This is a genomic window from Fictibacillus nanhaiensis, from assembly GCF_019801215.1.
GTDB classification, from domain to species: domain Bacteria; phylum Bacillota; class Bacilli; order Bacillales; family Fictibacillaceae; genus Fictibacillus; species Fictibacillus nanhaiensis_C.
Genome location: NZ_JAHVJO010000001.1, coordinates 722,095 through 748,866, shown reverse-complemented (window position 1 = coordinate 748,866; position 26,772 = coordinate 722,095). Strand labels below are relative to the sequence as shown.

The 26,772-nt window shown below is 34.4% G+C and carries 21 protein-coding genes; 12 read left to right on the top strand and 9 right to left on the bottom strand.

The window, feature by feature from the left end; translation table 11 throughout:
* Positions 1–312 precede the first annotated feature (312 nt).
* The 6 genes from KUV80_RS03900 to KUV80_RS03875 all read left to right on the top strand — a co-directional run bounded on the left by KUV80_RS03900 (position 313) and on the right by KUV80_RS03875 (position 7,091).
* Complete coding sequence (locus KUV80_RS03900; protein WP_222461359.1) at positions 313–1,254, top strand: bacteriophage abortive infection AbiH family protein; 942 nt, start codon at positions 313–315, stop codon at positions 1,252–1,254.
* A 207-nt stretch (positions 1,255–1,461) separates the two neighbouring features.
* Positions 1,462–2,121, top strand: coding sequence for a TnsA endonuclease N-terminal domain-containing protein (locus tag KUV80_RS03895; protein ID WP_222461358.1), 660 nt, complete (start codon positions 1,462–1,464; stop codon positions 2,119–2,121).
* Positions 2,114–4,123 carry a hypothetical protein gene (locus KUV80_RS03890; protein WP_222461357.1) on the top strand — a complete coding sequence of 670 codons (2,010 nt, stop codon included), beginning with the start codon at positions 2,114–2,116 and terminating at the stop codon, positions 4,121–4,123. Before KUV80_RS03895 ends, KUV80_RS03890 begins: the two co-directional genes overlap by 8 nt.
* 5 nt (positions 4,124–4,128) lie before the next feature.
* Positions 4,129–5,163, top strand: a complete 1,035-nt coding sequence (locus KUV80_RS03885; protein ID WP_222461356.1) for an ATP-binding protein — start codon at positions 4,129–4,131, stop codon at positions 5,161–5,163.
* Entirely contained in the window at positions 5,132–5,836 is a 705-nt protein-coding gene (locus tag KUV80_RS03880) for a hypothetical protein (RefSeq protein ID WP_222461355.1), read from the top strand. Before KUV80_RS03885 ends, KUV80_RS03880 begins: the two co-directional genes overlap by 32 nt.
* Before the next feature lie 37 nt (positions 5,837–5,873).
* Positions 5,874–7,091 carry a hypothetical protein gene (locus KUV80_RS03875; RefSeq protein ID WP_222461354.1) on the top strand — a complete coding sequence of 406 codons (1,218 nt, stop codon included), beginning with the start codon at positions 5,874–5,876 and terminating at the stop codon, positions 7,089–7,091.
* On the opposite strand, the gene KUV80_RS03870 is transcribed toward KUV80_RS03875, so the two are convergent.
* Positions 7,092–8,105 (bottom strand): tyrosine-type recombinase/integrase, encoded by a 1,014-nt coding sequence (locus KUV80_RS03870; protein ID WP_222461353.1) that lies wholly within the window; start codon positions 8,103–8,105, stop codon positions 7,092–7,094.
* Positions 8,106–8,344: 239 nt separating this feature from the next.
* Between KUV80_RS03870 and KUV80_RS03865 the strand changes: the two genes are divergently transcribed.
* The 4 genes from KUV80_RS03865 (at position 8,345) to KUV80_RS03850 (ending at position 14,981) form a co-directional block, all read left to right on the top strand.
* Positions 8,345–10,546 carry a hypothetical protein gene (locus tag KUV80_RS03865; protein WP_222461352.1) on the top strand — a complete coding sequence of 734 codons (2,202 nt, stop codon included), beginning with the start codon at positions 8,345–8,347 and terminating at the stop codon, positions 10,544–10,546.
* Between the two features lie 122 nt (positions 10,547–10,668).
* The gene (locus KUV80_RS03860) at positions 10,669–12,108 is read left to right on the top strand and encodes a HEPN domain-containing protein (protein WP_222461351.1); all 1,440 of its coding nucleotides are present in this window, start codon (positions 10,669–10,671) and stop codon (positions 12,106–12,108) included.
* A gap of 235 nt (positions 12,109–12,343) precedes the next feature.
* The gene (locus tag KUV80_RS03855) at positions 12,344–13,060 is read left to right on the top strand and encodes a hypothetical protein (RefSeq protein ID WP_222461350.1); all 717 of its coding nucleotides are present in this window, start codon (positions 12,344–12,346) and stop codon (positions 13,058–13,060) included.
* Between the two features lie 658 nt (positions 13,061–13,718).
* Positions 13,719–14,981, top strand: coding sequence for a YeeE/YedE family protein (locus KUV80_RS03850; RefSeq protein ID WP_222461349.1), 1,263 nt, complete (start codon positions 13,719–13,721; stop codon positions 14,979–14,981).
* 96 nt (positions 14,982–15,077) lie between these two features.
* On the opposite strand, the gene KUV80_RS03845 is transcribed toward KUV80_RS03850, so the two are convergent.
* Positions 15,078–16,466, bottom strand: coding sequence for an LVIVD repeat-containing protein (locus KUV80_RS03845; RefSeq protein ID WP_222461348.1), 1,389 nt, complete (start codon positions 16,464–16,466; stop codon positions 15,078–15,080).
* A gap of 453 nt (positions 16,467–16,919) precedes the next feature.
* On the opposite strand from KUV80_RS03845, the gene KUV80_RS03840 reads away from it, so the two are divergent.
* Positions 16,920–17,099, top strand: a complete 180-nt coding sequence (locus KUV80_RS03840; protein WP_222461347.1) for a hypothetical protein — start codon at positions 16,920–16,922, stop codon at positions 17,097–17,099.
* A 64-nt stretch (positions 17,100–17,163) separates the two neighbouring features.
* On the opposite strand, the gene msrA is transcribed toward KUV80_RS03840, so the two are convergent.
* Positions 17,164–17,697, bottom strand: a complete 534-nt coding sequence (gene msrA, locus KUV80_RS03835; protein ID WP_222461346.1) for a peptide-methionine (S)-S-oxide reductase MsrA — start codon at positions 17,695–17,697, stop codon at positions 17,164–17,166.
* 147 nt (positions 17,698–17,844) lie between these two features.
* Here msrA and KUV80_RS03830 point away from each other — a divergent pair, with 147 nt between their 5' ends.
* Positions 17,845–19,686: a terpene cyclase/mutase family protein gene (locus KUV80_RS03830; protein ID WP_222461345.1), complete on the top strand. Its 1,842-nt coding sequence runs from the start codon at positions 17,845–17,847 to the stop codon at positions 19,684–19,686.
* 50 nt (positions 19,687–19,736) lie between these two features.
* On the opposite strand, the gene KUV80_RS03825 is transcribed toward KUV80_RS03830, so the two are convergent.
* From KUV80_RS03825 to KUV80_RS03800, 6 genes are all read right to left on the bottom strand, one after another.
* The gene (locus KUV80_RS03825; RefSeq protein WP_222461344.1) at positions 19,737–20,309 is read right to left on the bottom strand and encodes a cysteine dioxygenase; all 573 of its coding nucleotides are present in this window, start codon (positions 20,307–20,309) and stop codon (positions 19,737–19,739) included.
* 221 nt (positions 20,310–20,530) lie between these two features.
* Positions 20,531–21,046, bottom strand: a complete 516-nt coding sequence (locus tag KUV80_RS03820; RefSeq protein WP_222461343.1) for a type 1 glutamine amidotransferase domain-containing protein — start codon at positions 21,044–21,046, stop codon at positions 20,531–20,533.
* An 83-nt stretch (positions 21,047–21,129) separates the two neighbouring features.
* The gene (locus KUV80_RS03815) at positions 21,130–21,636 is read right to left on the bottom strand and encodes a metal-dependent hydrolase (protein WP_222461342.1); all 507 of its coding nucleotides are present in this window, start codon (positions 21,634–21,636) and stop codon (positions 21,130–21,132) included.
* Positions 21,637–21,702: 66 nt separating this feature from the next.
* Complete coding sequence (gene parC / locus KUV80_RS03810) at positions 21,703–24,147, bottom strand: DNA topoisomerase IV subunit A (protein ID WP_222461341.1); 2,445 nt, start codon at positions 24,145–24,147, stop codon at positions 21,703–21,705.
* Between the two features lie 13 nt (positions 24,148–24,160).
* Positions 24,161–26,119: a DNA topoisomerase IV subunit B gene (gene parE, locus KUV80_RS03805; RefSeq protein WP_222461340.1), complete on the bottom strand. Its 1,959-nt coding sequence runs from the start codon at positions 26,117–26,119 to the stop codon at positions 24,161–24,163.
* A 211-nt stretch (positions 26,120–26,330) separates the two neighbouring features.
* Complete coding sequence (locus KUV80_RS03800) at positions 26,331–26,738, bottom strand: CoA-binding protein (RefSeq protein ID WP_222461339.1); 408 nt, start codon at positions 26,736–26,738, stop codon at positions 26,331–26,333.
* Positions 26,739–26,772 lie beyond the last annotated feature (34 nt).

The window sequence follows — 26,772 nt, the reverse complement described above, 5'->3', positions numbered from 1 at the left end:
CTCTGCGTTTTTCTAAGTGATTTTGCTGACTAAAAGTAAGTAATTTACCCTGATATTTGCCTTGTGATTTCGGTTCGTCTATCACCGAAATAGCGTCCAATTCTTATACATTTTTGAAAGAATACTTTTAAACGCCTATACCACCTACTAAGTAAAATCGGTATTCCTTTATTTGTTTACTATAACGCTTCTTTTAAATGTTCTTCATTCCTGTTGTTAAAATTATTATGTAATATTGGTTATTTTATTTTATTATTCTCTTTTTGTTATTATAAAGTAAGAAAATATTTCCTTTGGGAAAGGAAGGATAAAGTGTCTAATCTTTTTGTTGTTGGAAATGGGTTTGATTTGGACCATGAGTTAGAAACATCCTACAATCATTTTAGAAAATATCTTCTCGCAAACTACCCAGAAATAAAAATGGACGAGTTAATCGTACCAAATGAAAGACATTTACCAGATGGTGGAGTGGAATATGATGATGAAGAAGTATTATCCATGCTCTTTTATTTAATAAATATGGCTGAGCAAAATGAGGAAAAGTGGAGTGACATTGAAACGGCATTAGGGAATTTAGATTTTAGTGAAGCATTTGATTGGTTCGATGATATATTGGACAAAGATGGGGACGTAGATATGTGGAAAACCGCATATCGAAATGAAGATATGGCTTCTCAATTAGTTATTCCTACCACAAAGATTCAAAACTTCTTTTGGGAATGGGTTAATTCAATAAGCATTCACTCAGTAAGTCCCAAAAAAGACTTTATTAAACTATTAAAAGATGAAGATCAGTTTTTATCATTCAATTATACTGAAACGTTAGAGATAGTTTATGACGTTTCCCTAGTGGATATCTGTCATATACATGGAAAACAGTATGAAGAGATTTTCTTTGGGCACGGAAACAAAGAGGACTATTATGACAAATACATGCAAAGTCATATTGGTTCACAAGACGGCTTAAGTAAAATTGATGAACAATTAAAAAAGAAGACTGAAAAAGCCCTTGAAGAAAACTTGGATTTTTTTAAAAGTATAAGAGGAGCAAATATAACCAATATATACTCATATGGTTTTTCATTTAATGAAGTGGATGCTATTTATTTTATGGAAATATGTAAAAGTATTAACACTGAGAATGTCACTTGGTATTTTAATGACTTTGACAAGTTTAATGTAGAGAAATACATGGAATATCTGAAGTGCTGTGGATTTAAAGGTGTTTTTAAGACATTTCATATTAGTGAATAACTATTTTTTTTTAACCTAAATTTCACTATTGACCGGACTCCACCTAACGGTTTTGATACTACACTGAATCTGGTCGAATTTGATATTCCACAAACGGTTGCATTTCTTCAATAAGGAGAAGTGCTTTTTTTATTGGTTAAATGATAGATTAAAAATTCAGAATAGTGGGAAAAATAAGTTTATTAAAGAGTAAGAGGAGTGTTAACGGTGTATACACCTATTTTACATAAAGGAAGAAGTCATTATGGAAGCAATTTTTGGGATGGATTTAGTCCAAAATTAAATAGGGATGTTAATCTCTATAGTAATCTTGAATACGATCATTGGGTTTTAGTGGAGACAAATTTTAATATTGTGGAATTCTGTGAACAACCTCATAAAGTATTTGGAAGTTTTGAAGGTAAAGAACACTCCAGTATTTTTGATATGTGGATAAAATGGAAAGATGGAAAGGAAGTATTTATTGAGATAAAATATCGTTCTGATTTGCAACCAGAGTGTAAACAATACAAGAAAAACATAAGACAAATAACAATACAAAAAGATTGGTGCAACAAAAAAAAGAAAATACACAGAGTTTTAACTGAACATGAAATAAGAGAAAATAGTATTTTATTAGATAACAAAAAAATAATTCTTCCTCATCTAAGAAATGTAAATAAGATAGGAGATGCTATACGTTTTAAAGTAATAAAGGAAATGAGAAAAGAAAAAATGAGCTTAGAAGAATTGTGTTTAAAGGTTGATGATATACCTACACACAAACTAAAACAGGTTGTTTACATTTTGATATATGAAGAACGAATAAATTCTAACATTGCTGATAAACCTTTGGGATTAGAAACGGAGGTTTGGATTAATGGCTAGGAAACGAATATTGGAAGATGAGTCTATAGATCATACTCATATCGATAGAAGTACATGGCCTCAAGTTCTAGTTGAAAATCTCACAGAGAAAGATCAGGAAACATTTTGGAAGAGGAAAAAAGCAGTTGATCTATATTTTGATGGTGTTTCGAGTTTAAAGGAAATTGAAGAGGTAACAGGGGTTAAAAAACAACAATTAGAAAAGTTAGTAAAAAAGTGTATCGAGTTTGATCCTATGGGATTTATTTATGGATACCGTGCATTGATTCCATATTTAAGGACTAAAAATTATACAAGAATTGCCGAATATAACGGTTTTGATGAGAATGGTGAAGAATTAAAATTTGTTGGCGCTTTTACTGCGTTGCTCGATAAGAATCCAGAAATAGAAGAAATGGTTAAAACTTATTTTTTTAATAAAATGAAGAGAGAAATAAATGAACCAGTTATCAAGGTTAAATATTTATACAGAAAATTCATCTCACTTTGCAAGTCTCTTGGTCAAGACCCAATTAAGGGAGACTATCCATTTAATACTGAAGATCAAGGAAGGAGATCGTTTTATAGATTTGTTAAAAAAATAGAGAAGGAATTTGCTAGCGATGCGATTGGACGTTATGGAAATGAAGCCAAAACACAATATCATAATACGGGTATTGGTGATCAAAGCAATATTATTATACGACCATTTCAAAGAGTCGAGTTTGATGCTCATAAAATCGATGCGATATTTGTAGTTGAATTTGAAACTCCTGAAGGAGATAAATTTACTGAGGTACTTCATAGGATATGGCTTTTAGCAGTTGTAGATGTAGCAACAAGAAACATATTATCTTATGACCTATGTTTTGATAGGGAGATATCCGCACAACACGTCCTAAGGTGCATTAGAAAAGCCATTGTACCTTGGACGCCAATGACCTTTACCATTCCAGGACTTAAGTATCCTGATTATGGTGGTTTTCCATCAGAAGTTATTCCGGAAACTAGGTATGCGGTATGGGATGAAATTGCATTTGATAATGCAAGGGCTAATCTAGCTAACAAAGTAAAAGAAAAATTGAAAAGAACTATTGGTTGTGTTGTTAATACTGGCCCTGTGGGCACGCCTCAAAGAAGACCTATCATCGAGATTTTGTTCCATATTTTAGAAGAAAATTATTTTCACAGATTTCCTAATACTACTGGTAATAATCCTAAAGATCCTAGGAGAAAAAACCCTGAAAAAGAAGCAAAACAATATGTTATTACTGTAGAAGAATTAAAGCAAGTTGTTGAAGTTGCTATTTTCGCAAGAAATGGAACTGAACAGCATGGCACTAATCAACTTACACCATTAGATGTGATGAAACAAAGAATTTTAACCAGAAAAATGGAACCGAGAATTTTGGAAGATGAATATAGAGATGAAATTAACTTACTATCATTTACAGTTGAAGTTAATGTTAGAGGAAATTTCAAAAAAGGTAATAGACCTTTTATACACTATATGGGTGTAGATTATAGAAGTGAAATTTTATCTAATAGTTGGCATTTAGTTGGAAAAAAACTCAAAATAGTAATTAATACAGAAGACTTACGTTTTTTTAAAGTATTTTCACCAAACGGGGCTGAAATGGGGTTAGTAAAAGCTAAAGGAAAATGGGGGTTACGCAAACATTCCCTTCAAATAAGAAAACAAATCAACAAACTTCTTCGCAAGAAATTAATTCGGCTTGCACATGAAGATGATCCAATCGAAATACTTTTTGAATATTTACGAACAAAATCAAAAAACAATAGAGCAGCTAGAAACCAATATGTAAGTTTAGATCAGGAATTATCCACTAATAATTTTGAGGAAGTTATTACTCACGAAGAAAATTTAGGTCATAAGGAAGAGGAATCCAACCAAGAACCGGAAATAGAAAGTGAAAAACATTCTGATAAAAAAATGGTGTATTACAATAAAAGAAAAAAAATTGAGCATCGCACAAGGATTACCTTTAATGGTTTGGGGTGATTTAATTGAATGATTCTATTAATAACTTATCGGAAGAACAAGCTTTAACGGTTGTCCCACCACAATTATCTAAAGGAAGTCATCCTGTTTTAAAAGGACAGTATCTTATTGATACTCTAGAAATTAACCGTGTTAAAGATAAGATTTTAGACTGGGCAGCTCAGAGATTGCCGGGAGCTATCATATATGGAGATACACGACTCGGAAAGACTCGTTCTATTGAATATTTAGAAAAGCTATTTGAACATGAACACCAAGGACAATTTCAAGTTTTTCGTTATAACTGCCAAATGTTCAATAATAAACCTAATGAGGATTCTTTCTTTAAATTTTTCCTAAAAGATGTCGGACATAAACTATATGATGAAGGTAAACCAAGTGTAAAACGTGATAGACTGTTTAAATACCTCATTACTAAAGGGAAAACGTCAGAAGAGCACCATATCCTTTTATTCTTTGATGATGCTCATAGACTAAATGAAATTGAATATAATTGGCTAATGGATATTTTTAATGAACTTGATAGATACGGTATTACATTAACAACTATTCTAGTAGGACAATTGGAATTGCACTATAAAAGAAATTCATTTATTGAATCAGATATGCGTCAAATAGTTGGCCGTTTCATGGCACAAAAACACATTTTTGAAGGAATTAATGATATCAGCGATTTAGAATATCTCCTTGCTGGTTTTGATTACTCAACTGAGTACCCTCAAAATAGCAATTGGAGCTATACCCGATATTTTTTTCCTAAAGGATATTCATATGGGAATAGATTAGAGGATTTTACCGAACCACTTTGGGAACTATTCACAAAATCACACGAAGGATTTAGTAAAAAAAAATCCTTAAATATACCAATGCATCATGTTATAGCAATGATAAATATGTTATTTAGAAAGTATGGTTACCACGGGGAGGGGTTGGAATGGCCAAATATGATTCATTGGAAAGAAAGCTTACAAAATACTGGTTATTTAGATTTTCAAGGAATCGATTATGGTGAACCACAAAAAAATATTTACAAAAAATGATGAAAAACAAAAAGTGTTTACATGGCAAAGCAATTGGATTTCACAGTTAGAATCTCCCTGGAGTATATTTGAAAAATTTAGGTATCTTAATTCTATTACAAATAGAGAGTTTTTCAATAATTTCTGTCTTAAAGAATTAAAGAGACCAGCTGGTTTTATTGCCAATAAACATAAAGACCTCATAACATTAAGTGCCTTTGATAAAACTAAATTATTATCAGCATTTAATATTGATTTAATCAAGTTTAATAATGAAAACTTGGAAAGACTTTTAGATGTGCAGAATAAATATATTGGATCCTATTTAGATCAAAAACTACATTATTGTCCTATTTGTATTAAAAATGGTTTCCATAGTTTGCTGCATCAATACAAAGAGTTAGAATATTGCCCTTACCACGACGTAAGACTACAAAATGCTTGTGAAAACTGTGAAAGACATTTGCCATACCAAATAGATGAAAAATACAATCGAGAACCATTTAAATGTATATGTGGTTTAAACCTGTTAATAGATAATAATAATCTTGTAATAACGGAATGGAAGACCCTTCAATTAAACGAGATTAGAAATCAAAAAATAATAACTTGGCTTAATTATGAAAACATAAGTTTAAGGCAGTTTTTGTTTAATCATTCAATCAAAACAGAGTTCGAAAAACTCTTTAATTAAAAGTATGAAATAAAAGTAATCAGCCAATTATGTAAGTATGAGAGGATATAATTGGCATTCAAACTGGATTATTAAATATGAATCACTTTGGTCAATAATTGAAAAATTTAAGTATGCAAACTCTATCTCTACCAAAGAATTTTATCACTTATTTCAAGTTTATAATCAATCAAAGGGAATTGAAAAAGTAAATACAAGCCTAGGAAATAATGTTACTTTGATTGAATTCCTATCTAATCTATTAGACTATCCCATAAGAGAACATCAAGATGAAACAAAAATTAAATTAATAAGTGAAAGAGATAAATTTAATTTAATTTTGAATGAAAAATTAAAATATTGTCCTGTATGCATACAGGATAGACATCATAGTGTATTCCACCAATTCAAATACTTTTCTTTTTGTCCATTTCATATCAACAAACCTTTAATCCAGTTTTGTTTATCGTGCTGCAACTCTATACCTTTTAAACTAATCAATGAAAACTTAGAATCATTTGACTGCAGTTGTATAGAAACAGTATATGGCTTTAAGCGTGAATTTTTACTTGATGTAAAGTACCACCAATCAATTCAAATCTCACGTATACAAAATGATTGGTTTATAAGAAACGATTTTGTTAAAAATAGGGTCTACTTTAGTACGCACCAAAAAGATATAAAAGATGTAAGTGTAGAATCTCTTAAAAGAGTTGACTTTAATATTAAAAATAGAGTCAAGATATTAAATCAAGAAAATCAGGATTATAAAAATGAATATAATTTTTATAAGGCAATATACTTTTCTATCGCTAGAAACTATAGAAAAAGAATGAATAAACAGCAATTAAAAGCCCTTTCCTTAACGAAGAAAAATCTTACCTTTAGTGAAGATCCACTTGTCCAAACTTATTTATTTTGGAGAGCAAAACTGGAGGGGAGAGAAAGTATAAATTCAATCGATAATGGAAAACCTCGAGGAAAAAATCTGACTCAATACGATAGGTACTATTCGCCACTACTTTATGAAAACTTATCTGAATTAAACAGATTTATTGAAAAATATTCTGATGTATCAAATGATTATAAACGTTATATTTTAAGTAAATGTTTTGAACTTAATCTAACAAACTTGTATGAAAATATATTTTATAAAGTAGTAAATAATCAACGATATTCTACCTTTGAAACTATAAAAAATCCATTTTATATAGGTGATGTTGAGCTTCAAAAAGAATCGCAAGTGATTACTCTTTACTACCAAAAGAAATCATAATCATTTACTTTCTTTATTAAAATGTATAAATTTAGATGTTAATTTTACATCCTTATGCCCTAAAGCATCTTTTAGTGAAACAATATCATTGTTTTGTTGAGAACATAAGACAGCGTATGAAAGTCTAAATGTTGAGCTTGTTATTGGAATATTTCTATTTTTAACGAAATCTAAATCGGCTTTATTTAAATGTCTAGTAAGGTAATTGCCAAGATATTTATATCCATATTTTTTTCCTGTAGCTGTCGTAAAAAAATATTGTGAATCATTAGAATTAAATTTAACAGACTGCCTTCTTCTAATTCTGAAGGTTATCATAGATTCAATCACAGGCGGTGGAAGAAGAGTTTTCCATCTCGTGTTTCTAATTTTCTTAAATGACAGCCAGTACTCATCCTCAATATATTCAATATCGTTTACTCTAAGTTCACATAATTCTTGGAGCTTAATCCCTGTAGTAACTAATACAGATATTAAACTATTTAATATAGGATGGTGATTAAAATACCTTATAAGTTGTTTTATTTCATCGAATGATAGAAAGTCTGAATTGTATTGAGTTTGAATTTCAGGATATTCAATTTCATCAAGAAAAGAATATTTAACATAATCGATAGAATTCAAAAATAATAAGAACCGTTTTATTATTGAGATTTTACGATAAACTGTTTTCATGGAAAAATCAGGATTTCCAATCATTATATAAGTTAGATAATCATTAACTGATTGAAAGGTAAGTTTATTTAATACTAATGTAATTGAATTCATGTTTGTATCTTTCAGTATAGACTTATAAAATAATAGAAGCTCTCTTAGATATTCGATTTTCGTATTGGTTTTTAATTCTTTTTCACTTCTTCCTGATCGAATTACATAATAATAAATAATTTCTATATCATTAAAGCATTTGAAACTTGAAATCCCATTGTTTTCGACCGGGATTTTATTAAAATCTATATTATGGTTTGGGAAGTAATATTTAACAGTAGAATGGATTTTAGAGTAATTTTCCATGATTTCATTCCTTTCTTTTTCCAAAAGAAAAGTAATTTTTTGATTGAAACTGATTGGAAATACAAAGTTACTTTTACCAAATTCAATTCTAATAATTAATTAAAAAGAGCTGCTCATGCAGTTCTTTTTAATTTTTAAAAAAGGTAGTTGGAGAAAGTAAATATATATTGATAATAGTTACATTATTAGCAATAATTGTTATTATGTGTTATTAAAATTTCAAAGGAGGTTATAAATAATTGAATATAATAGGTTTTGACGAAAAAAACATTAAACAAAAAATATACGAAAGTTACTCCGAAATTACTAAAATAATTTTAAATTCAAATCCACTTTCACTATTAATACAACTTTATTTAAACAATCACTTTGAACATCTGGAGAATATTGAAGACTCAATACTTGGGAATACAGATCCTTCACAAAACAAATCATTAGACTTTGTTCAAAGTATTATCGTTTCCTCAGAAACAACTGCTAGTAATATAATTCCTAATAGCAACCATATAGTCCTTCTTAAAGATGCATTATCAAAATTGTATATAAATTCGAGTTTGTATTTGAATAGTCTTGAAGCAGATGAATTAGTAAAGTACTCTCAAGGAATGCAGATGAATGTTTCAGGAACATTGTATCCTTATTTTGAAGAAGAACATTTTCGAGATTTGATCTCACCATACGATCAACTTCTGATATCAACTTTTGACTTAAAAGCAGATGCTGTTGTAAGTGGTTTACTTAAAATAAGCAATAGATTAAGATCGTCTGAATTCATTGAACTTCTTCTTAAATTTTCTCCAGACAATCTAGATGGTGAAGAGAAGTTATTAGGACAAACTGAATTTGAAATTGTGGCTGAATATTTTAATGTCGAAAAAATCACTAATTGGCCAAAGTCCTTTCTTAAAGCATTGTCATTAAAACCTGGAGAAAAAAGCCCATTAGAATCAACTAATATAAGTGAAATTCTACTCAAAGAATTCCCTATAAAATATAAGCCTTTTCTACTTATTGATGAAAATTATTATTGTTTCTCAATAAACAATTTAATTGATAACTTCTATAGATCTGTTCTAAGGGCATTAAGAGCAGTAGATACCAAGTTACAAAGTCAAATCAATAATATCCAACAACAACTATCTGAATCAGTTCCATTCCACTTATTTAAAAAATTAATTCCAAAATCTCAAATATTTGAAAATGTATATTATAAAGCTACTGTTGGGGCTAATGGTAGAAAAGAATGGTGTGAATGCGATGGGATAATCATATTTGATGATGTATTGATTATTTTAGAAGTAAAAGGTGGGGCATTTTCACCAGTATCTCCATTTTCTGACCAAGAAGCTTTTATAGAATCTTTAAAGAGCTTAGCTCAAAATCCATATGAACAGTCATTAAGGTTGTTTACGGAATATAAAAAAGACAACTGCCTAGATATTTATTTTAAAGAGAATAAAAAAGCATACAAACTAGTTAAAAAACTAGAACATTTCAATTTTATCTATGCATGCTGTGTCACTTTAGACGATTTTAATGAAATTGCAGCTCAGATAGAAAAAACGGAATATATAAAAGACAGTGAACTACCTGTATGGTGTATTTCAATAAATGACTTACGCGTTTATACCCAATTTTTTAATTCAACCAGTATATTTTTAAACTACATGTATCAGAGAAGTTTAGCTGGGAAAAATTCTTTAATAAAGGTAAATGATGAACTCGATCATATTGGGTTACATTTCGAATATAATAATTATTCTATGTATGTCAGTGAATTAGCAATGGAAGTTAAATCGGACAATGTATTTATACCAAGTTTTCGAGATGAAATAGATAATTATATGGCATGGATAACTCATGAAAGGTCTAGTAAGCAACACAACCATGAAAATCCAATGGAATTATTATTCGGACCTTTAAAGATTCCAGAACAAAAGATGAAAGAGACTTTTAAAAAGCTAGTGAATTTATTAGATAAAACCGGTGATGAATTAAACGTTAAGGCTGCAAGATATCTTTTATTACTTAGTACAGAAACTAGAGATAATATATGTAAATTTATCGAATCTCGAACAATGAGGTTATCTTTAAATAGAATGAGGAGGGTAATTTTAACTCCATATGCAGCTTACAATTATATAGAAAGTGAAAAAGTAAAAGAGATTCCAATAATTATGATATTTATATTGGAGGCTTCTAACAAAATATTTAAAGATATAGCAGGGAGAAAACGTTTTTTAATGGAAAGAGTTATTCATGAAAATGAAGAAACCCTGTGTATTTTGATAGGAATTAACAAAAATAATGATTTTAAAATTGTTATGACTCAAATAATCAGACCAGATCAATTTCAATCATTACCCCAAAGTAATTACAATTTGTTAATTACTACAAGGGAGAAGATAAAGAAATCAAGAACTGAACAAAAAAATTCCTGATTTTGAATTAAAAATAAACATCTCCAAATTAATCCTTATTGAGTCTTAAAAGATTACTCAGCAAACTGGCCAAATTGTAGCATGTTATTTAGTTAATTTATGTTAAAGGAGTTTTTTCGTAAATGATTGAAAAACCCGTTAAAGATAGAGAATTATTTCAGTTGTTTTCTAGAGTTGTTGAGGATGGGATAGTAAAAGTAAGTGAAGTTTTAACGAAGAAGTATTACCCTCTTAGATACAGTAATTGGCCAGAAATATCGAGCGTTAAGATGGCGAATGGACTTAAAAGTATTTCTCTAACTTCCTATGGGGAAAATCGACCTATTGTATATTCAGTATTGTTTTCAAAGTTTGGAAAAGAAGAAGCAGATGTTGATATAAATAGTATTAATGGATACAAAGAATTAGAAGTATACATGTATGAACAAAAGCGTATCACTGAATATTTAACACCTGAACAGGTTGATGATTGGGATCCAATACCTTATAAATGCAAAGAAATAACAATAAGTTTAATCGAAAGATATCTTACACTTCATGAAAAAGAAGCTTTTTCACTAGAAAAGTTCGAGGAGATTTATAAGAGAATAGAAATCCTGCTATACGACAAAGAATTATTTTTAGATATTTGTATTCCTATTCTTTTTACCACTTTCGAAAATGATGAATATTTTTTAGGTGATAATGCAGCTATTGTTAAAATAGGCGATTTATTAAACAAATCCAGAATGTATAGTACTAACAGTTATCATACTCCAATCCCTTCAGGTATCTTAGAAACAACAACACATGCTTTAATTCTTTCAGGATATTCGATAAGTAATGAGTCGTATTGGAGAATGAAAGGGACATTCGGGAATTCAAAATCTTATCCTTTGGAAAAGATTAATAATTTCTTTAATTGTTTGAGGATTGGAAGTGGGTTTATTTCAGGATATGCTCAATTATTAGCTTGTCCTGTTGATTGGACGACCACTTATAATGCAGATTTAATGCCGATTTTTGGTACAACAATTAGATCTTATCCTCCATCAGTGAATCCAACTTTAAAATATAGCAATTTACCAGTGGTTAGCGAAGAAAATTTAAAGAAAATTGGTAATATGTTCAATAAATTACAACAACAAGAGAGTAATAAAATCCTTTTAGCAAATAAAAGAATGCATCAATGTTATTTAAGGGAAGATGAAGAAGATTCTATTCTAGATGCCACAATTGCAATGGAAGCTTTATTTTCTGACGGTGAAAAAGGCGATATAACCTATAAATTAGCTCTAAGGATGTCAGCCTTATTAAAACTGAACAATAATCTAGATATGAGTCCAAGTGAAGTGTTTAAATCAGTAAAGTACATATACGGATTTAGATCATCTGTTGTTCATGGTAGTAGTAAAAGCTCTAAAAAGAGAGTGGTTGAGTTATCAGAAGGGAAGGCAATACCAACAACTGAATTAGCAATTAAGTTTTTAGAATTAGCCATTGAAGTCTTCTTAGAGAAGCCTGAATACTTAATAACTGGCCGTATTGAAGAAGAGTTAATCCTTAAAGAAGGATTACAATAATGTTAAGTCATTAACATTTCCATTCCTTTAAGATCACTAATGCTTTCAGCAGCCATACCAAACGTAAATCCTTTTTCTGAATCATTTTTTCTATTGATATCCCAATTTGGACGCATACTCAAGTTTAAGATCTGTTCTGAAATAAAAGTTCTAAGTTCACATGTGAAAGTCTACCTTGACTTAAAACTAATGATTGATGACTTATTAAGATAAATAAATTAAAAAGGTGAGTATAATGAAACTAATTTTTCCTTGCACTACATGCTTTTTAAAGGATCAGTTAAATATTGAGTCTGCAATTGATATTACTGATGATGGTGTTTATAAAGTTAAATGTAAGAATGGACATCAATCAATTCAATTAATAAGAAACGAAAAATATGAAATATTGTATGATTTGGGCTTGCTAGCTTTATATAATGGATTTTCGAGAGAATCAGTATCAAGCTTAGCCTCTTCACTTGAAAGATTTTATGAGTATTCTATTCGAGTAATCCTTAAGGGTTTTGAGATAGGAACTGTGAAAGTAGAAAAGACATGGAAGCTTGTCTCAAGTCAATCAGAGCGTCAATTAGGGGTTTTTTATTTTTTATATTTGTCTATGTTTAATGAAGAGCCTACTTCTTTTCCTAATAAGCAAACATCATTTAGAAATAATGTTATCCATAAGGGATATATTCCATCAGAAAAAGAAGTATTTGATTATGCTGAAGAAATATACAATTATATTATGAAAATCACGATAAAACTAAAAGAAAGACTTAGTGAAAGCATGGAGGAATTGTTCCAAGAGCGACTGATTAGTATAGAGGAAAAATTTGGTGAAAAAGTGTCGTCACCGAGTTATGGAACTATTTTAGATAAAAGCAGGCCAATAACTATCCTTTCAGAGAGTGATCTCTCAAAGGAATATGAATATATTAAGGCTGAATACTTAATGTATTCAAAATAGAAATAAGTAGCTCAAAACGAGAGAAAAACTAATGAGGAAAACTTTATAATTACATTTGAGCTTTTTAAAAACGACCATACAAATGTGGTCGTTTTTATTGTTCTTTTTTAAGGATAGCATGAAAAAAAGAGGAGGATGAAAAGACAACACATTTGTGTCAATTAAGACAACAGATTTATGTCATTAGTTTCATAGGGGGTTTGTGTGTATTTTAGCTTTTTCTTAGTTTACATAATATATATTCTAGGAGGCTATGCATAATATTGAAAACCAGGTCTCAATACTTAAGATTACTTAAGTTAGTGAGACGAAATTAAAAAATAACAACCAACACACGTACAGCATTATTTTTGGACCACAATTATTTTTGTATTATTCATTGTTCATCTTATATTCCTTATAGATTTGGTTGTTCATTTGTACACTTCATATTTCTTACAGTTTTTCTTATAGATCAAATCCATTGTTTATAAAACACTTCTTTATTCATATATTTAATTTCTCTTTGACATACAAATATAGATTAATCATTGCAATCCTTAGTTTTTCCAGTTTTTATGATGCGCATCTTTAAATCATTTTTTCTTTTCTTTTGAATAAGATTGATTGTATAATCAGTTTTAATTCCGATAAATTTTATGGGTTTAGGAGGTATAACATGGCTCATTCTTCTATTAACTCGCAATTGTCTCAACGACTTAAATTTCAACCTACCACTGCAGTTACAGAATTAAATCCCATTCAAAAACCATTGGTTATTTCGGGTGTTTTAGCAGCATTCTTATTGTTATTTTTCATAGTTAATACTGCCAATTGGATACAAGGATCTTTGTTTATCATTGGTATCCTTCTTGGAAACGCTCTCCTTTATGCTCGTTTTGGATTCACCTCAGCATTCCGCAGACTTGTATCCGTAGGAAATGTGCAAGGGCTTCAAGCTCATATGCTTATGCTCGCAGTAGCTTCAACTTTATTTGCATTAATATTAAGTTCTGGTTTTAGCTTCACTGGCGTTGCACCAGCTGGGTATGTTGCACCTGTAGGTATTAGTGTGGTGTTTGGTGCTTTTCTGTTCGGAATTGGGATGCAGCTTGGTAATGGATGTGCCTCTGGGACTCTTTATTCATTGGGTGGAGGATCGTCTTCCATGCTTTTAACGCTTCTTGCTTTTATTGCAGGTTCAGTACTGGGAGCTTATCACTTTACGTTTTGGGTAAAGGATATGCCATCTTTACCGCCAATCTCACTTGCTGAAACGACTGGATTCGGATATTTGGGTGCTTGGTCTATTCAAATGCTTTTATTTGCAGGTATTTATTGGATTACCATAATAATTGCTAAAAAGAAAAATCCTCCGATGATGAAACCACTCCCAACTACTGTTGGATGGAAGAAAATAATCCGTGGAGCATGGCCACTATTTGCTGCTGCTATTGTACTAGCTCTTCTTAACGCATTAGTTCTAACGATAAGAGGAAACCCTTGGGGAATTACTTCAGCGTTTGCTCTTTGGGGTGGAAAAGTACTATTGGCAACTGGTCTTGACGTTTCGAATTGGGGTTATTTTGCAGGTCCAAATGGAGCAGCTTTGACAAAAAGTGTGCTTACGGATTCTACTAGCGTATTAAATTTTGGAATTATGCTAGGAGCATTTATATCAGCAGCATTTCAAGGTACTTTTAAACCGAAGAAAATTAAAGCTGGTGTTGCCGGTGCATCTATTATCGGCGGCCTCTTAATGGGTTATGGAGCAAGGTTGGCATTTGGCTGTAATATTGGCGCATATTTCGGTGGAATTGCTTCATTCAGTGTACATGGCTGGGTCTGGGCAGTGATGGCTATGCTAGGAACTTTCTTAGCCTTATTCATTCGGCCACTATTCGGTCTGAAGAATCCAAAGTCAACGGATTCGATTTGTTAAAATATATCCCCGCTTTTTTTATTGTCAACAAGTAAAGAGCTGGCTCAATGAGGTGTATGACACCATAAAATGAGCCAGCTCTTTTTTATTCATTCATTACTCGTCACTATCATTATCCTCATCGTCATCGTCATCTGATTGCTGTAAAACTTTTAAACCTGTTCCCATATCTGAAGCGAATACATATTCCCCAGTTACAAAAACTCCCCAGATGTTAGAATTTTCAGGTACGTACTTTCCAATTTCTTTAGGTTGACTTGGATTGGAGATATCGACTGAACGAACTCCCCCTGCATAATGAGACAGATACAGTGTATTTCCTTCTACTTTTGGATCATGAACAGTATTTGCGAAGGTAAGACCGTCTTCTATATCGTCCACAAGCTCGGTTCTAAATTCGCTTAACAGCTTAGGATTCTTCTTATCTTTAATATCAAAGATTCTTGTGTAACCGTATGCTTGTTCATACCCTTCTTTTGTTGGGTTGTATACCTCACGGGTTTCCACTAAAACATTTCCGCCTTTTGCAAGTGCAGCTGAATGAGCTGATCCTTGTTGATTAGATGAAAATGTTGTTCGACCTAAATACTTGGGTTTCTCTGGATTTTTAATATCCAACATGATCGTCCCTAAATCCCAAAACGAGAGATACGCTGTTGTACCATTCACATTTGTCATCGTACTATGATTAAATACCGCTCTTTGTTTTCCATGAGGATCTGTCCAATGATACCCATTGAAATCATCAGGTACTTCTGGCAGTGAACGTGGATCGAATTGATAGATTGTAGTTGGTTTCGTTGGATCACTTACATCTACTAGCTGAAAGTCTTTTTCCTTCCCATTCGTGTAATAATCTGCGTATGGATTTGCAGTCAAGACGAGTGGTCTTCCGTTTTGAACTGTAAGATAAAGCTCATGCGTTCCTCTAACATGCTTATCTAACTCCCAAAATCCAAGTTTTTTAGGCTGATAAGGGTTTGTTACATCATATAGCAAAAAGCCCCCTACAGAACCCGGACTATGTGTTTTTAATTGCTGAACACTTACTACGGCTAGGTCACCTTTAAAGTGTTTTGTATTTACTTTTTTTACAATGACTTTTTCTTGCCATGTTCCAGGAATGTCATCTGCAAAAGCAGCTACTTCTTTAGGATTTGATGGATCCTTAAGATCCCAAACACGAACACCGCCGTTTCCGCCATTCCTCGTGTGGGTTCCTGTATAAGCAAACCCTTTATGTACGTATACATCTGCTGTGCTGTTCTGTACCCCATTCTTCTCCTGAATTTGGACAGCAGCGACTTCTTTCCAGTTAAAATTTTCAGATCCTTCGGTAGTTGGAACAATTTCGTTATAACCTCCGCCTTGTCCCTTTTCGACGATATCATTCCCTAATTCATCATGGGCGAATACATAAGAACCAATACTGCCCACGCTTAAAGCAGTTGCAAGACCAATACTAAGTACAAATCGTCTATTCATATAATACCTCCATGACCTCTCAGTCTATTAGTACAATAAATTATTTCAAAATTTAGATAATTAACACAGAGTCAAAGGAACGAATTAATACAACCTATTATCTGGTAAAAATAAGTAAATAGTTTTAAACGTTATTTTATGGGAGGGTCTATGTTACTAATATATTCCAATTGGATACCAGAAAATATTCACCTACCGGATGACGATGGCTTTTAACCTGGTATGATTTATACTAGAATGAGAAGCCTCAGTGTTTATTATGCTAGACCCTATTCTCCATCCCATATAAAATAAAAACAGAAATGTTAACACCCCTTACTGCCAGTCTACTAGAAATAAAAAACAGATATACTTTGCAAACCTAACGGGAGAATGAGACTAAATGCTAATAGGATTTCATAAAAGCGTGTTCTCCATCTATCCCTCTCTCTTTAGAAAATAGGAGGTTTTCTTATGTACACGAGCAAAATACGGCCAAAGAATCATGACAGAAAAAATGTAAATACAACATTAAGCCAATCTCTCTACAAAGAAATAAAACTGCTAGCAAAGAAAATGGATCGCCCTGCAAATGAATTGATTGAGGAAGGTATGGAATATGTATTAAATCATTATAAAAAGTCTAAGCAATAATACAACAAATAAGGCATCCTGCGAGGATGCCCTGTTTGTTTACATAAAATAATTATGATAATCTTTAGTTTTTACTTTTCCAATTCTTCTCTATGAATGTATCTCTCCCGGAAGTCTCCCGCTCTTCTTTATACGCTTTAGGGTTCTTTTTATAAAAGTCTTGATGATATTCTTCCGCTTTGTAAAAAGGTTTTGATGGTAAAATTTCCGTCACAATTGGTTTGTTAAATTTACCGCTCTCCTCTACCTTTAAACGGGAATTCTCAGCTGCTATTTTCTGTTCCTCACTGTGATAAAAGATTGCTGTACGATACTGGCTTCCTCGATCAATAAATTGCCCTCCGTCATCCGTTGGATCAATCTGTGGCCAATAAAGATCTAATAATTTTTGATAGGGAAACATTTCTGGATCAAAGGTGATCTGTACCGCTTCGAAATGTCCGGTTTCTCCCGTTTTAATTTGTTCGTATGTTGGATTCTCAATATGACCACCTGTATAACCTGACACAATGCCATGAATGCCTGGAAGTTCATCAAACGGCTTTACCATGCACCAGAAACATCCGCCAGCAAATGTAGCAATTTCTTTATTATTCAACACTTTATTCCTCCTATGACAACTAACATAACTGTTAATGAGATTTTAACTGTAATTTAAGAAAAAGGACAGTAATTAACTTCTATTCATAGGATAACCTTTCCTCTACATAAACTGAAATCACTATACAATAAAGTGGTGATAGGTATGGACTGGCGTTTGTTAGAAAAAGAAATCTATAAACGATGCAATACTCTTCTTTCTCTACAAAAACCCGATGGAACATGGCATTTTTGTTTTGAGAACTCAATCATTACAGATGCATACATGCTCATTCTGTTAAGGACGATTGGATATCAAAATGAAAAGCTTATCAAACAGCTGGCGGATAGAATTCTTTACATGCAATCCCAGGACAGTTTATGGCGTGCTTATCCTGATGAAGAACCTGCTAACCTATCCGCTACGATACAAGCCTATACGGCACTTCTCTACTCCCAACATTATAAAGAAAATGATGAAAAGCTTATAACAGCAAAGAGATTTATTTTGGAACAAGGCGGATTGAAGGAAGCAGATCTCATTACAAAAGTCTTTCTTGCGATGAACGGACTCTATGATTGGCCGGACTTTCCGATAGATCCTGCTATCCTGTTTTCTCTACAACTAACCGCTCCCATAAATCGTTACGATATCAGCAGTATTGCAAGAGCTCATTTTGTACCCGTTTTATTGATGCTTCATGAAAAAAGAAAAGTAACTTCTATATACACACCTGATTTAAATGATCTTTATGTAGACGCTGAAGAAGGTAGTCCTCATCTTCATGAACTTGAGAACTTATTTTCCATGTTAAAAATCCGCGATTCTTACCCTCTTGTTAAGAAAGATAATATAAAAGCATACATTGTAAACCATATAGAGCCGGATGGCACTCTATTAAGCTATTGTTTGACTACCATCTTTATGATCTATGGACTTCTTTCTTCAGGTTATGACCGGTACTCTTCTACTATCCAGAACGCACTCAATGGTTTGATGAAAATGATGTGTGAGATCGACGGGACAGTACATATGCAGAACTCTCCATCAACGAACTGGGACACGTCACTCATCTTATATACGCTACTTGAAGCAGGGGTCCCTATTTCCAATCGTTCCATTATAAAAGGGTCTCAGTTCCTTTTAACCCAGCAGCAAACAAGATACGGAGATTGGTCTGTCCATAATCCAGAAGCCGCTCCTGGTGGATGGGGATTCTCTTTAAACAATACTCTTCATCCTGATAACGACGATACCCATGCAGCACTGCGATCAATCATACCTCTCTATCATTCTCACTCTTCCTATCAATCAAGCTATCACCGTGGTCTTAATTGGCTATTGTCTATGCAGAACGATGATGGTGGCTGGGCTGCGTTTGAGAAAAACACAAATCGTTATTTAATCGGCAATTTACCAATCAAACATGCAAAGGACGCTTTGATTGATCCTTCTACACCTGATTTAACGGGCAGAACGTTAGAATTCTTAGGAAAATATCATGGCTTGAAAACAAATAATAACAGCATAAATAAAGGTGTAAACTGGCTACTAGCTAATCAAGAGCATGATGGTTCCTGGTATGGACGCTGGGGTGTCTGTTACGTATATGGGACATGGGCAGCCTTAACGGGGTTAATAGCTTGTGGAGTTGATCCTCAGAACAAAAAAATTCAAAAAGCGAAACAGTGGTTATTAGCCGTTCAAAATCAGGACGGGGGCTGGGGAGAATCGTGTGAAAGTGATGTTAAAAGAACGTTTGTCCGTTTAAATGAAAGTACCCCTTCCCAAACAGCCTGGGCTTTAAATGCCTTAACCGCGACTAGCCAAAAGCTTAGCCCTGAGATGGTTAAAGCTGCAGAATGGCTCATGAATGATAGCAAAAAACAAACCAACTACCCAACGGGAGTCGGTCTGCCAGGATCGTTTTATATTCGATATCATAGCTATGATTACATTTGGCCATTGTTAGCGTTGGTTCACTATTATAAACAGTTTTCCAAATAAGTGTAATTAGCCCCTAGAATGTATTTTCTAGGGGCTCTTATTTCATAAATTTATTCTGGAGTCATGACGTTTTGGGACAATTGGATTTCTTTAATTTTTTTATGCTGTTCCTCTGGCCACCAAGCGCCACAATCGTCCGACACAACACATGCTGCACATTTTTTCAGGTCGTAGACCATCATTCCGCTTATCGGGGGTGAATAAAGATGAAGCGTCACCAAATCCTTTCCACCTGCAGCCTTCATCTTATGAACACCCTTTATGGGCGCATAAAAAAACTTTCCTTTCTGATGGATTTCCTCAAATAATTCAGACGGTAAACCATTTTCCTTCACTTCATAAACCGAATTTAGCGAGCTTCCAGTTAGTACTTGTATCCACCCATGTGAATTCCCATGATCGTGGGGGGCACATTCCAATTCTGACCAATTCATTACAAGTAATTCCACATCTTCATTCTGATACAGCAGCTTTCTGTAGTACGGCTTACCTTCAGCTGACTTTAGAATGGGTTCCACATCCTCTAACTTCATGTGTAAGTTTAAAAGGGCTTTCTTTAACTCTGGTTTTGATGGTTTATTCAATGAATCTAATACGTGTTGTGCCTTTTGATTGATCATCATAAATCATCACTCCTCCTTAAAGCTTTATCACCTTATTAAAGTATAAGAAAAGGCATTGAAGGCGTTAAAGCATTAAATTGACAATAAGGACTCCCATAATAGTTATGATAATGCCCTGGATACTTATGAGAAAAAGTTTTGGAAGGAATACACAATGAAAGTTTAATTAAAAAAAGTCTAGGGTAATTCCCTAGACAGATATTAATATATGATCAAGCTTGTTATTGACCTAACACGTTCAACGACTCTCTAATAAAGGCAGGAAGATCATCGGGCTGGCGGCTAGTGACTAAGTTTCCTCCGCAAACAACCACTTCTTGATCCTTAACGTCCGCTCCTGCATTTTTTAAGTCCACATGAATGGATTTGTATCCGGTTATCTCTCTATCTTTTAATACTTCTGCAGTGATGAGCAACTGTGGTCCATGGCAGATGGCGAAAATTGGTTTATCACTTTCTGCAAAATGCTTCACAAATTTAACAAACTTTTCATCTTCTCTTAAAATATCCGGGGAAAACCCACCTGGAATAAATAAAGCATCAAAATCATCGTTTAATACTTCTGAGATTGCCGCATTCGTTGTGACCTGCGCTTCTTTCTGCTTCCCTTCCAGTGTTGCTCCTTTTTCTGTTCCAATTACGGTTACTTCATGACCTGCTTCTCTAAAAGCTTTTGCAGGTTCCGTATATTCCACATCTTCAAACATGTTTGCTAATACAGTTGCGATTTTAGCCATATCAACCACTCCTCTTTTTGGGTATACAATTGTTGTATTACCAATGAGGAAGGAATTCAAACCACTATTTCCATTTGAGAGAATTAGAATAAGGCCACTATGTATAGGTGAACCATTAAACCAGCTGCTACCAAACTGATACTTGTGCTGATATGATTTTCAGTTTTCGATCCTGTAATGGTGTACAGAGGGAAACGAAAGCGAAAAGGCAGCGGGTAGAAAAGTTGAACGCCTCTCGATGTTGCTGCATCAAGGAAGATATGGCTAACAACCCCTATGAGCAAACCTTTGGAAAAGCTATGTTCGTATGCCCAATCTAGCCATTGAGGAACCATTAGCACAAGAGCAATCATGATCCAGCTATGTGTAATCGTTCGGTGTCCAAACGTCTTAGATAGGGTTTTTGATAGAATGCTTGTTTTCTTTCCAATATAAGATCCCGGATGACACAGATCGGGAAGTAAACTGCCTATAACGGCTGCACCGAAAAAGGTAAGTTCATAAAAAAGGGATTCAGGTGGAAAATCTGTTGAAACTTTATAAAGAGCGGCTGCTGCCACTCCGCCTACTAGATGGGTGTTGCTTTTCATGATGTATCTCTCTTTTCTCTAAGTTGTCTTACATATTGTTTTATAAAGAAAAAAGAGCAGCAAATGCTACTCTTTTGAACTATCTGCTGAAATCAATGACTTCAATCTTGTAACTTCACCCGTTTCACCAGTATCAATAACAAATGATCCATTATTGTATCTGTCAGCCGGCTTAAAGTTTATGGATGAAATGGTTTCTTTTTTACCTGATTCTGTTTCAAGAACAAATTGTGTTTCGTTCTCCGTGACAAGTTTCATACCTACGATCCTGTGAGGGTTCGATTTAAGCTCTCTTACCATGACAAGTCCGCGTTTTGCGCGAGACGTTTTATCAAATTCAGAAATCTTCATTTTTTTCATCGCACCACGCTGTGTAACGACGAGTACTTGTGCTGATTCCGTATTTTCCGGAAGGGCAAACCCACTTACTAAATGATCTCCTGCTTTTAAATTTATTCCCTTAACACCAGCAGCCCGTTGACCAACGATGCTGATTTCTTCTTCATGAAACCATAAACCGTAACCGAAAAGTGTGGCGATAAAAACATCTTGACTGCCATTTGTTAATGAAACGTCAACCACTTCATCATCCGCTTTCAGCTTAACGGCCATAAGCGTCCGGTTATAACGCTGTGCTTTGTACTGACTAAGTTCCGTCTTCTTCGCCATTCCTTGTTTTGTAAAGAATATAAGGAATTGATCTTCCTTAAATTCTTTAACAGGGAAGGCTTTAATGAGCTTCTCATCTTTATCAAGGCCGACTATACTTGCGAGATGCTGACCCATGTCTTTCCAGCGTATTTCTGGCATCTCGTACACCGGGAGATAAATGTAATTCCCCTTATTTGTGAACATAAGCATTGTGTCGGTCGTGTTTAGTTGAGAAACGAGCAGAAGTGAGTCCGTATCCTTCATGCCAGGAGGTTCACCATTAGATGCACTGTATGAACGGACACTCGATCGTTTAATATATCCGTCTTCCGTTACCATCACCATGACATCTTCAGAAGGGATCATGACTTCCATATCAATCTTAATTTCTTGAATTTCTGCTTCAATTTGCGTACGCCGAGCATCCGCGTACTTTTTCTTTACTTCAGATAGTTCTTTTTTGATGACATTATACAATTTTTTATCACTTTCAAGAATGGACCGTAAATACGCGATCTTCTTTTCTAGTTCATCTGCTTCTGTTTGAAGCGTTGTAATGTCTGTGTTTGTTAGACGATAAAGCTGTAATGTCACGATCGCTTCAGCTTGTGCTTCAGTAAACTGAAACTTCTCGATAATATTGTCTTTTGCGTTTCGCTTATCTTTTGAAGCACGAATCGTCTCAATTACTTCATCCAATATAGAAATCGCTTTTATTAATCCTTCAACAATGTGAGAGCGTTCCTCAGCTTTTCTTAAATCATACTTTGTTCGTCTTGTTACTACTTCAATCTGATGTTGAATATAAGCATTCAAAATCGACTTAAGACCCATTAATTTAGGTGTCTTGTTATAGATGGCAACCATGTTGTAGTTATATGAAACTTGCAAATCAGTGTTTTTAAAGAAATAATTCAATACACCTTCAGCGTTACCATCTTTACGAAGCTCAATAACCACTCTTAAACCTGTACGATCTGTCTCGTCCCGGATTTCTGCGATCCCATCTACCTTTTTATCAAGTCGAAGTTCGTCCATCCGCTTAACAAGATTTGCCTTGTTCACTTCATAAGGGACTTCTGTAATAACAATTTGCTGACGCCCGCCCTTTAAGCTTTCGATTTCTGTTTTAGCGCGAATAATGAACCTTCCCTTACCCGTTTCGAAAGCTTTCTTAATTCCGTCCACCCCTTGAACGATACCACCGGTAGGGAAATCTGGACCTTTCATAACGGTCATCAGTTCATCGAGTGAAACATCGGGGTTGTCGATCTGCATCGTTACCGCGTCTATTACCTCTCCAAGGTGGTGTGGCGGGATTTCAGTAGCATATCCAGCAGAAATACCTGTTGAACCATTAACTAGTAAATTTGGGTACATAGAAGGCAGTACGATCGGTTCTTCTGTCGTATCATCAAAGTTTGGTGCGAATTCAACCGTTTCTTTTTCAATATCTCTCAGCAGTTCAGATGCGATGGCAGACAATCTCGCTTCGGTATAACGCATAGCAGCGGCTGGGTCACCATCGATACTACCATTGTTACCGTGCATTTGTATAAGAACATTTCGTACTTTCCAATCCTGACTCATTCGAACCATCGCTTCATAAACGGAAGTATCTCCGTGTGGGTGGAAATTACCGATTACGTTCCCGACAGTTTTAGCGGATTTACGGTACGGTTTATCATTTATATTACCTTCTGAATACATGGCATATAAAATCCGTCGTTGAACGGGTTTCAATCCATCTCTCGCATCAGGCAGTGCTCGCTCCTGAATGATGTATTTACTATATCTTCCGAAGCGGTCGCCGATTACGTCTTCTAACGGCAGCTCTCTAAATTTCTCAAGCAGTGACAATCTTTAAACCTCCTCAGAATGCAGACAAGTTCTCGTTATCTAATATATTCGTTTCTTCATTTAGACCGAACGCCACATGTTCTTCTATCCATTTACGGCGTGGCTCTACCTTGTCTCCCATTAAAACAGAGACACGTTTTTCGGCCCGGGCAGCATCATCTATGCGAACACGTATCAAAGTACGGGTATTAGGATCCATCGTAGTTTCCCAAAGCTGATCGGCATTCATTTCTCCAAGACCTTTGTAACGCTGGATAATGTAGCCTTTACCGATTTTCTTCTGTGCTTCTCGTAACTCATCTTCATCCCAAGCGTATTCGATAACTTCTTTTTTGCCAGTTCCCTTACTCACTTTATATAGAGGAGGAAGCGCGATAAACACTTTTCCTTCTTCAATGAGCGGTTTCATATAACGGTAAAAGAATGTTAACAGCAATACTTGAATATGAGCACCATCAGTATCGGCATCTGTCATGATGATGATTTTGTCATAGTTCACATCTTTCACGGTAAAATCTGAACCGACACCCGCTCCAATAGCATGGATGATGGTGTTGATTTCTTCGTTTTTAAAAATATCTGCAAGCTTTGCTTTTTCAGTATTAATTACTTTACCGCGCAGAGGCAAAATCGCCTGGAATTTACGATCCCGTCCTTGTTTAGCGGAACCGCCTGCAGAGTCACCCTCAACAAGATACAGTTCATTGCGTTCAGGGTTTTTTGATGTAGCGGGCGTTAGTTTCCCGCTTAACATCGAATCTTTACGTTTGTTCTTTTTACCGTTTCGTGCATCTTCTCTTGCACGTCTAGCCGCTTCACGTGCTTGTGCAGCTTTAATGCTTTTACGAATAAGCATTTCGCTTATTGTAGGATTTTCCTCAAGGAAATAAGCGAGCTTGCCTGCTACAACGGAGTCTACGCTTGAGCGGGCTTCACTCGTACCTAATTTGCTTTTTGTCTGGCCCTCGAACTGAAGAAATTCTTCAGGAATTCGGACTGAAACAACCGCCGTTAATCCTTCGCGAATATCAGAACCATCGAGATTCTTATCTTTTTCTTTTAATAAATTCGTTTTTCTTGCGTATTCATTAATACTTCTGGTTATTGCTGTCTTTGCACCCGACTCATGGGTACCGCCATCTTTTGTACGTACGTTGTTTACGAATGAAAGTACGTTTTCTGCATAACCGTCATTATACTGAAACGCAAAGTCTACTTCGATCTCGTTTTGTGTGCCTTCAAAACTCACAACGGGATGAAGCTCGTCTTTGTCTTCATTCAAATAGTTAACGAATGCTTCAAGACCTGTGTCGAACTGAAATTCTTCTTTTTCGCCATTTCGGGCATCCTCAAGAACTATCTTGATTCCTTTTAGAAGAAAAGCGGCTTCTCTCAATCTTTCACTTAATGTCTCGTAGTTGTAATTAATTGTTGAGAACATCGTACGATCGGGCTTGAAATGTACCGTTGTTCCTGTTTTTCGTGTATTGCCGACGACTTCTAGTGTTGTTGCAGGCTTTCCGCCATCTTCAAAACGCTGTCTATACGTTTTCCCATCGCGATAGATGGTTACTTCAAGCCATTCTGAAAGAGCGTTTACAACGGATGCACCAACACCGTGAAGGCCACCTGATGTTTTGTAGCCACCTTGGCCGAATTTCCCACCAGCATGCAATACAGTAAAAATGATTTCTGGTGTTGGTTTTCCAAGCTTATGCATTCCAGTAGGCATACCACGTCCATCATCGGATACGGAAATGCTGTTGTCTTTATGAATCTTCACATGTATGTAATCACCGAATCCGCCTAATGCTTCGTCAACGGCGTTATCTACAATTTCATATACAAGGTGATGCAAACCTCTTGCATCAGTACTGCCAATATACATACCTGGTCGCTTTCGAACAGCTTCTAAGCCCTCGAGCACCTGTATGGCATCATCGTTATAGTCAATGAATGATTTACTTGCCAAAATGTGTTGCCCCTTTCACGTAACTGCAGTACTTTCTATCATAGCAGAACGTTTGTTTCTATACTACCTTAGCTGGTACATTCTCCTCTTATTTCTCGGTATAAGTTCAAAAACCTTTAGTGCTAGCAATCGTTTCTTTTGTGACTTATGAATAAACCGGCATATGGAAAAGCAAAAGGAAAACCACCCGTATATGGCGGGCGGCTCATTACTACCGTATCATAGCATGTTCCACTTTAATGCACTTATCCATAATATAAGGAATCGTCGCACTTTGCAAAATCTCTTCTGCTTCTGGACTATATAAACCTAACTGTGCCCAGAAAAAACCCGCTTTAATAGTAATGGCTGATCGGGCAACTTCAGGCAAAAATTCACTGCGTCGAAACACATTGACGATATCGACATGCCCTTCAATATCCTCAAGAGAACGATAAGCTTTTTCTCCTAATACTTCTGTGACATTAGGATTAACAGGAATAATTTCATAACCGGCGTACTGCATATATTGAGAGACCATATAAGACGTTCGAAATGGTTGATCAGAAAGTCCTACTACAGCGATACGTTTTCTAATCTTTAAAAGGTTCTTAATATCTTCTTTCGTTGCAGCTCCCATCTTTTTTTCCTCCTAATATCGTTTATATAGATTT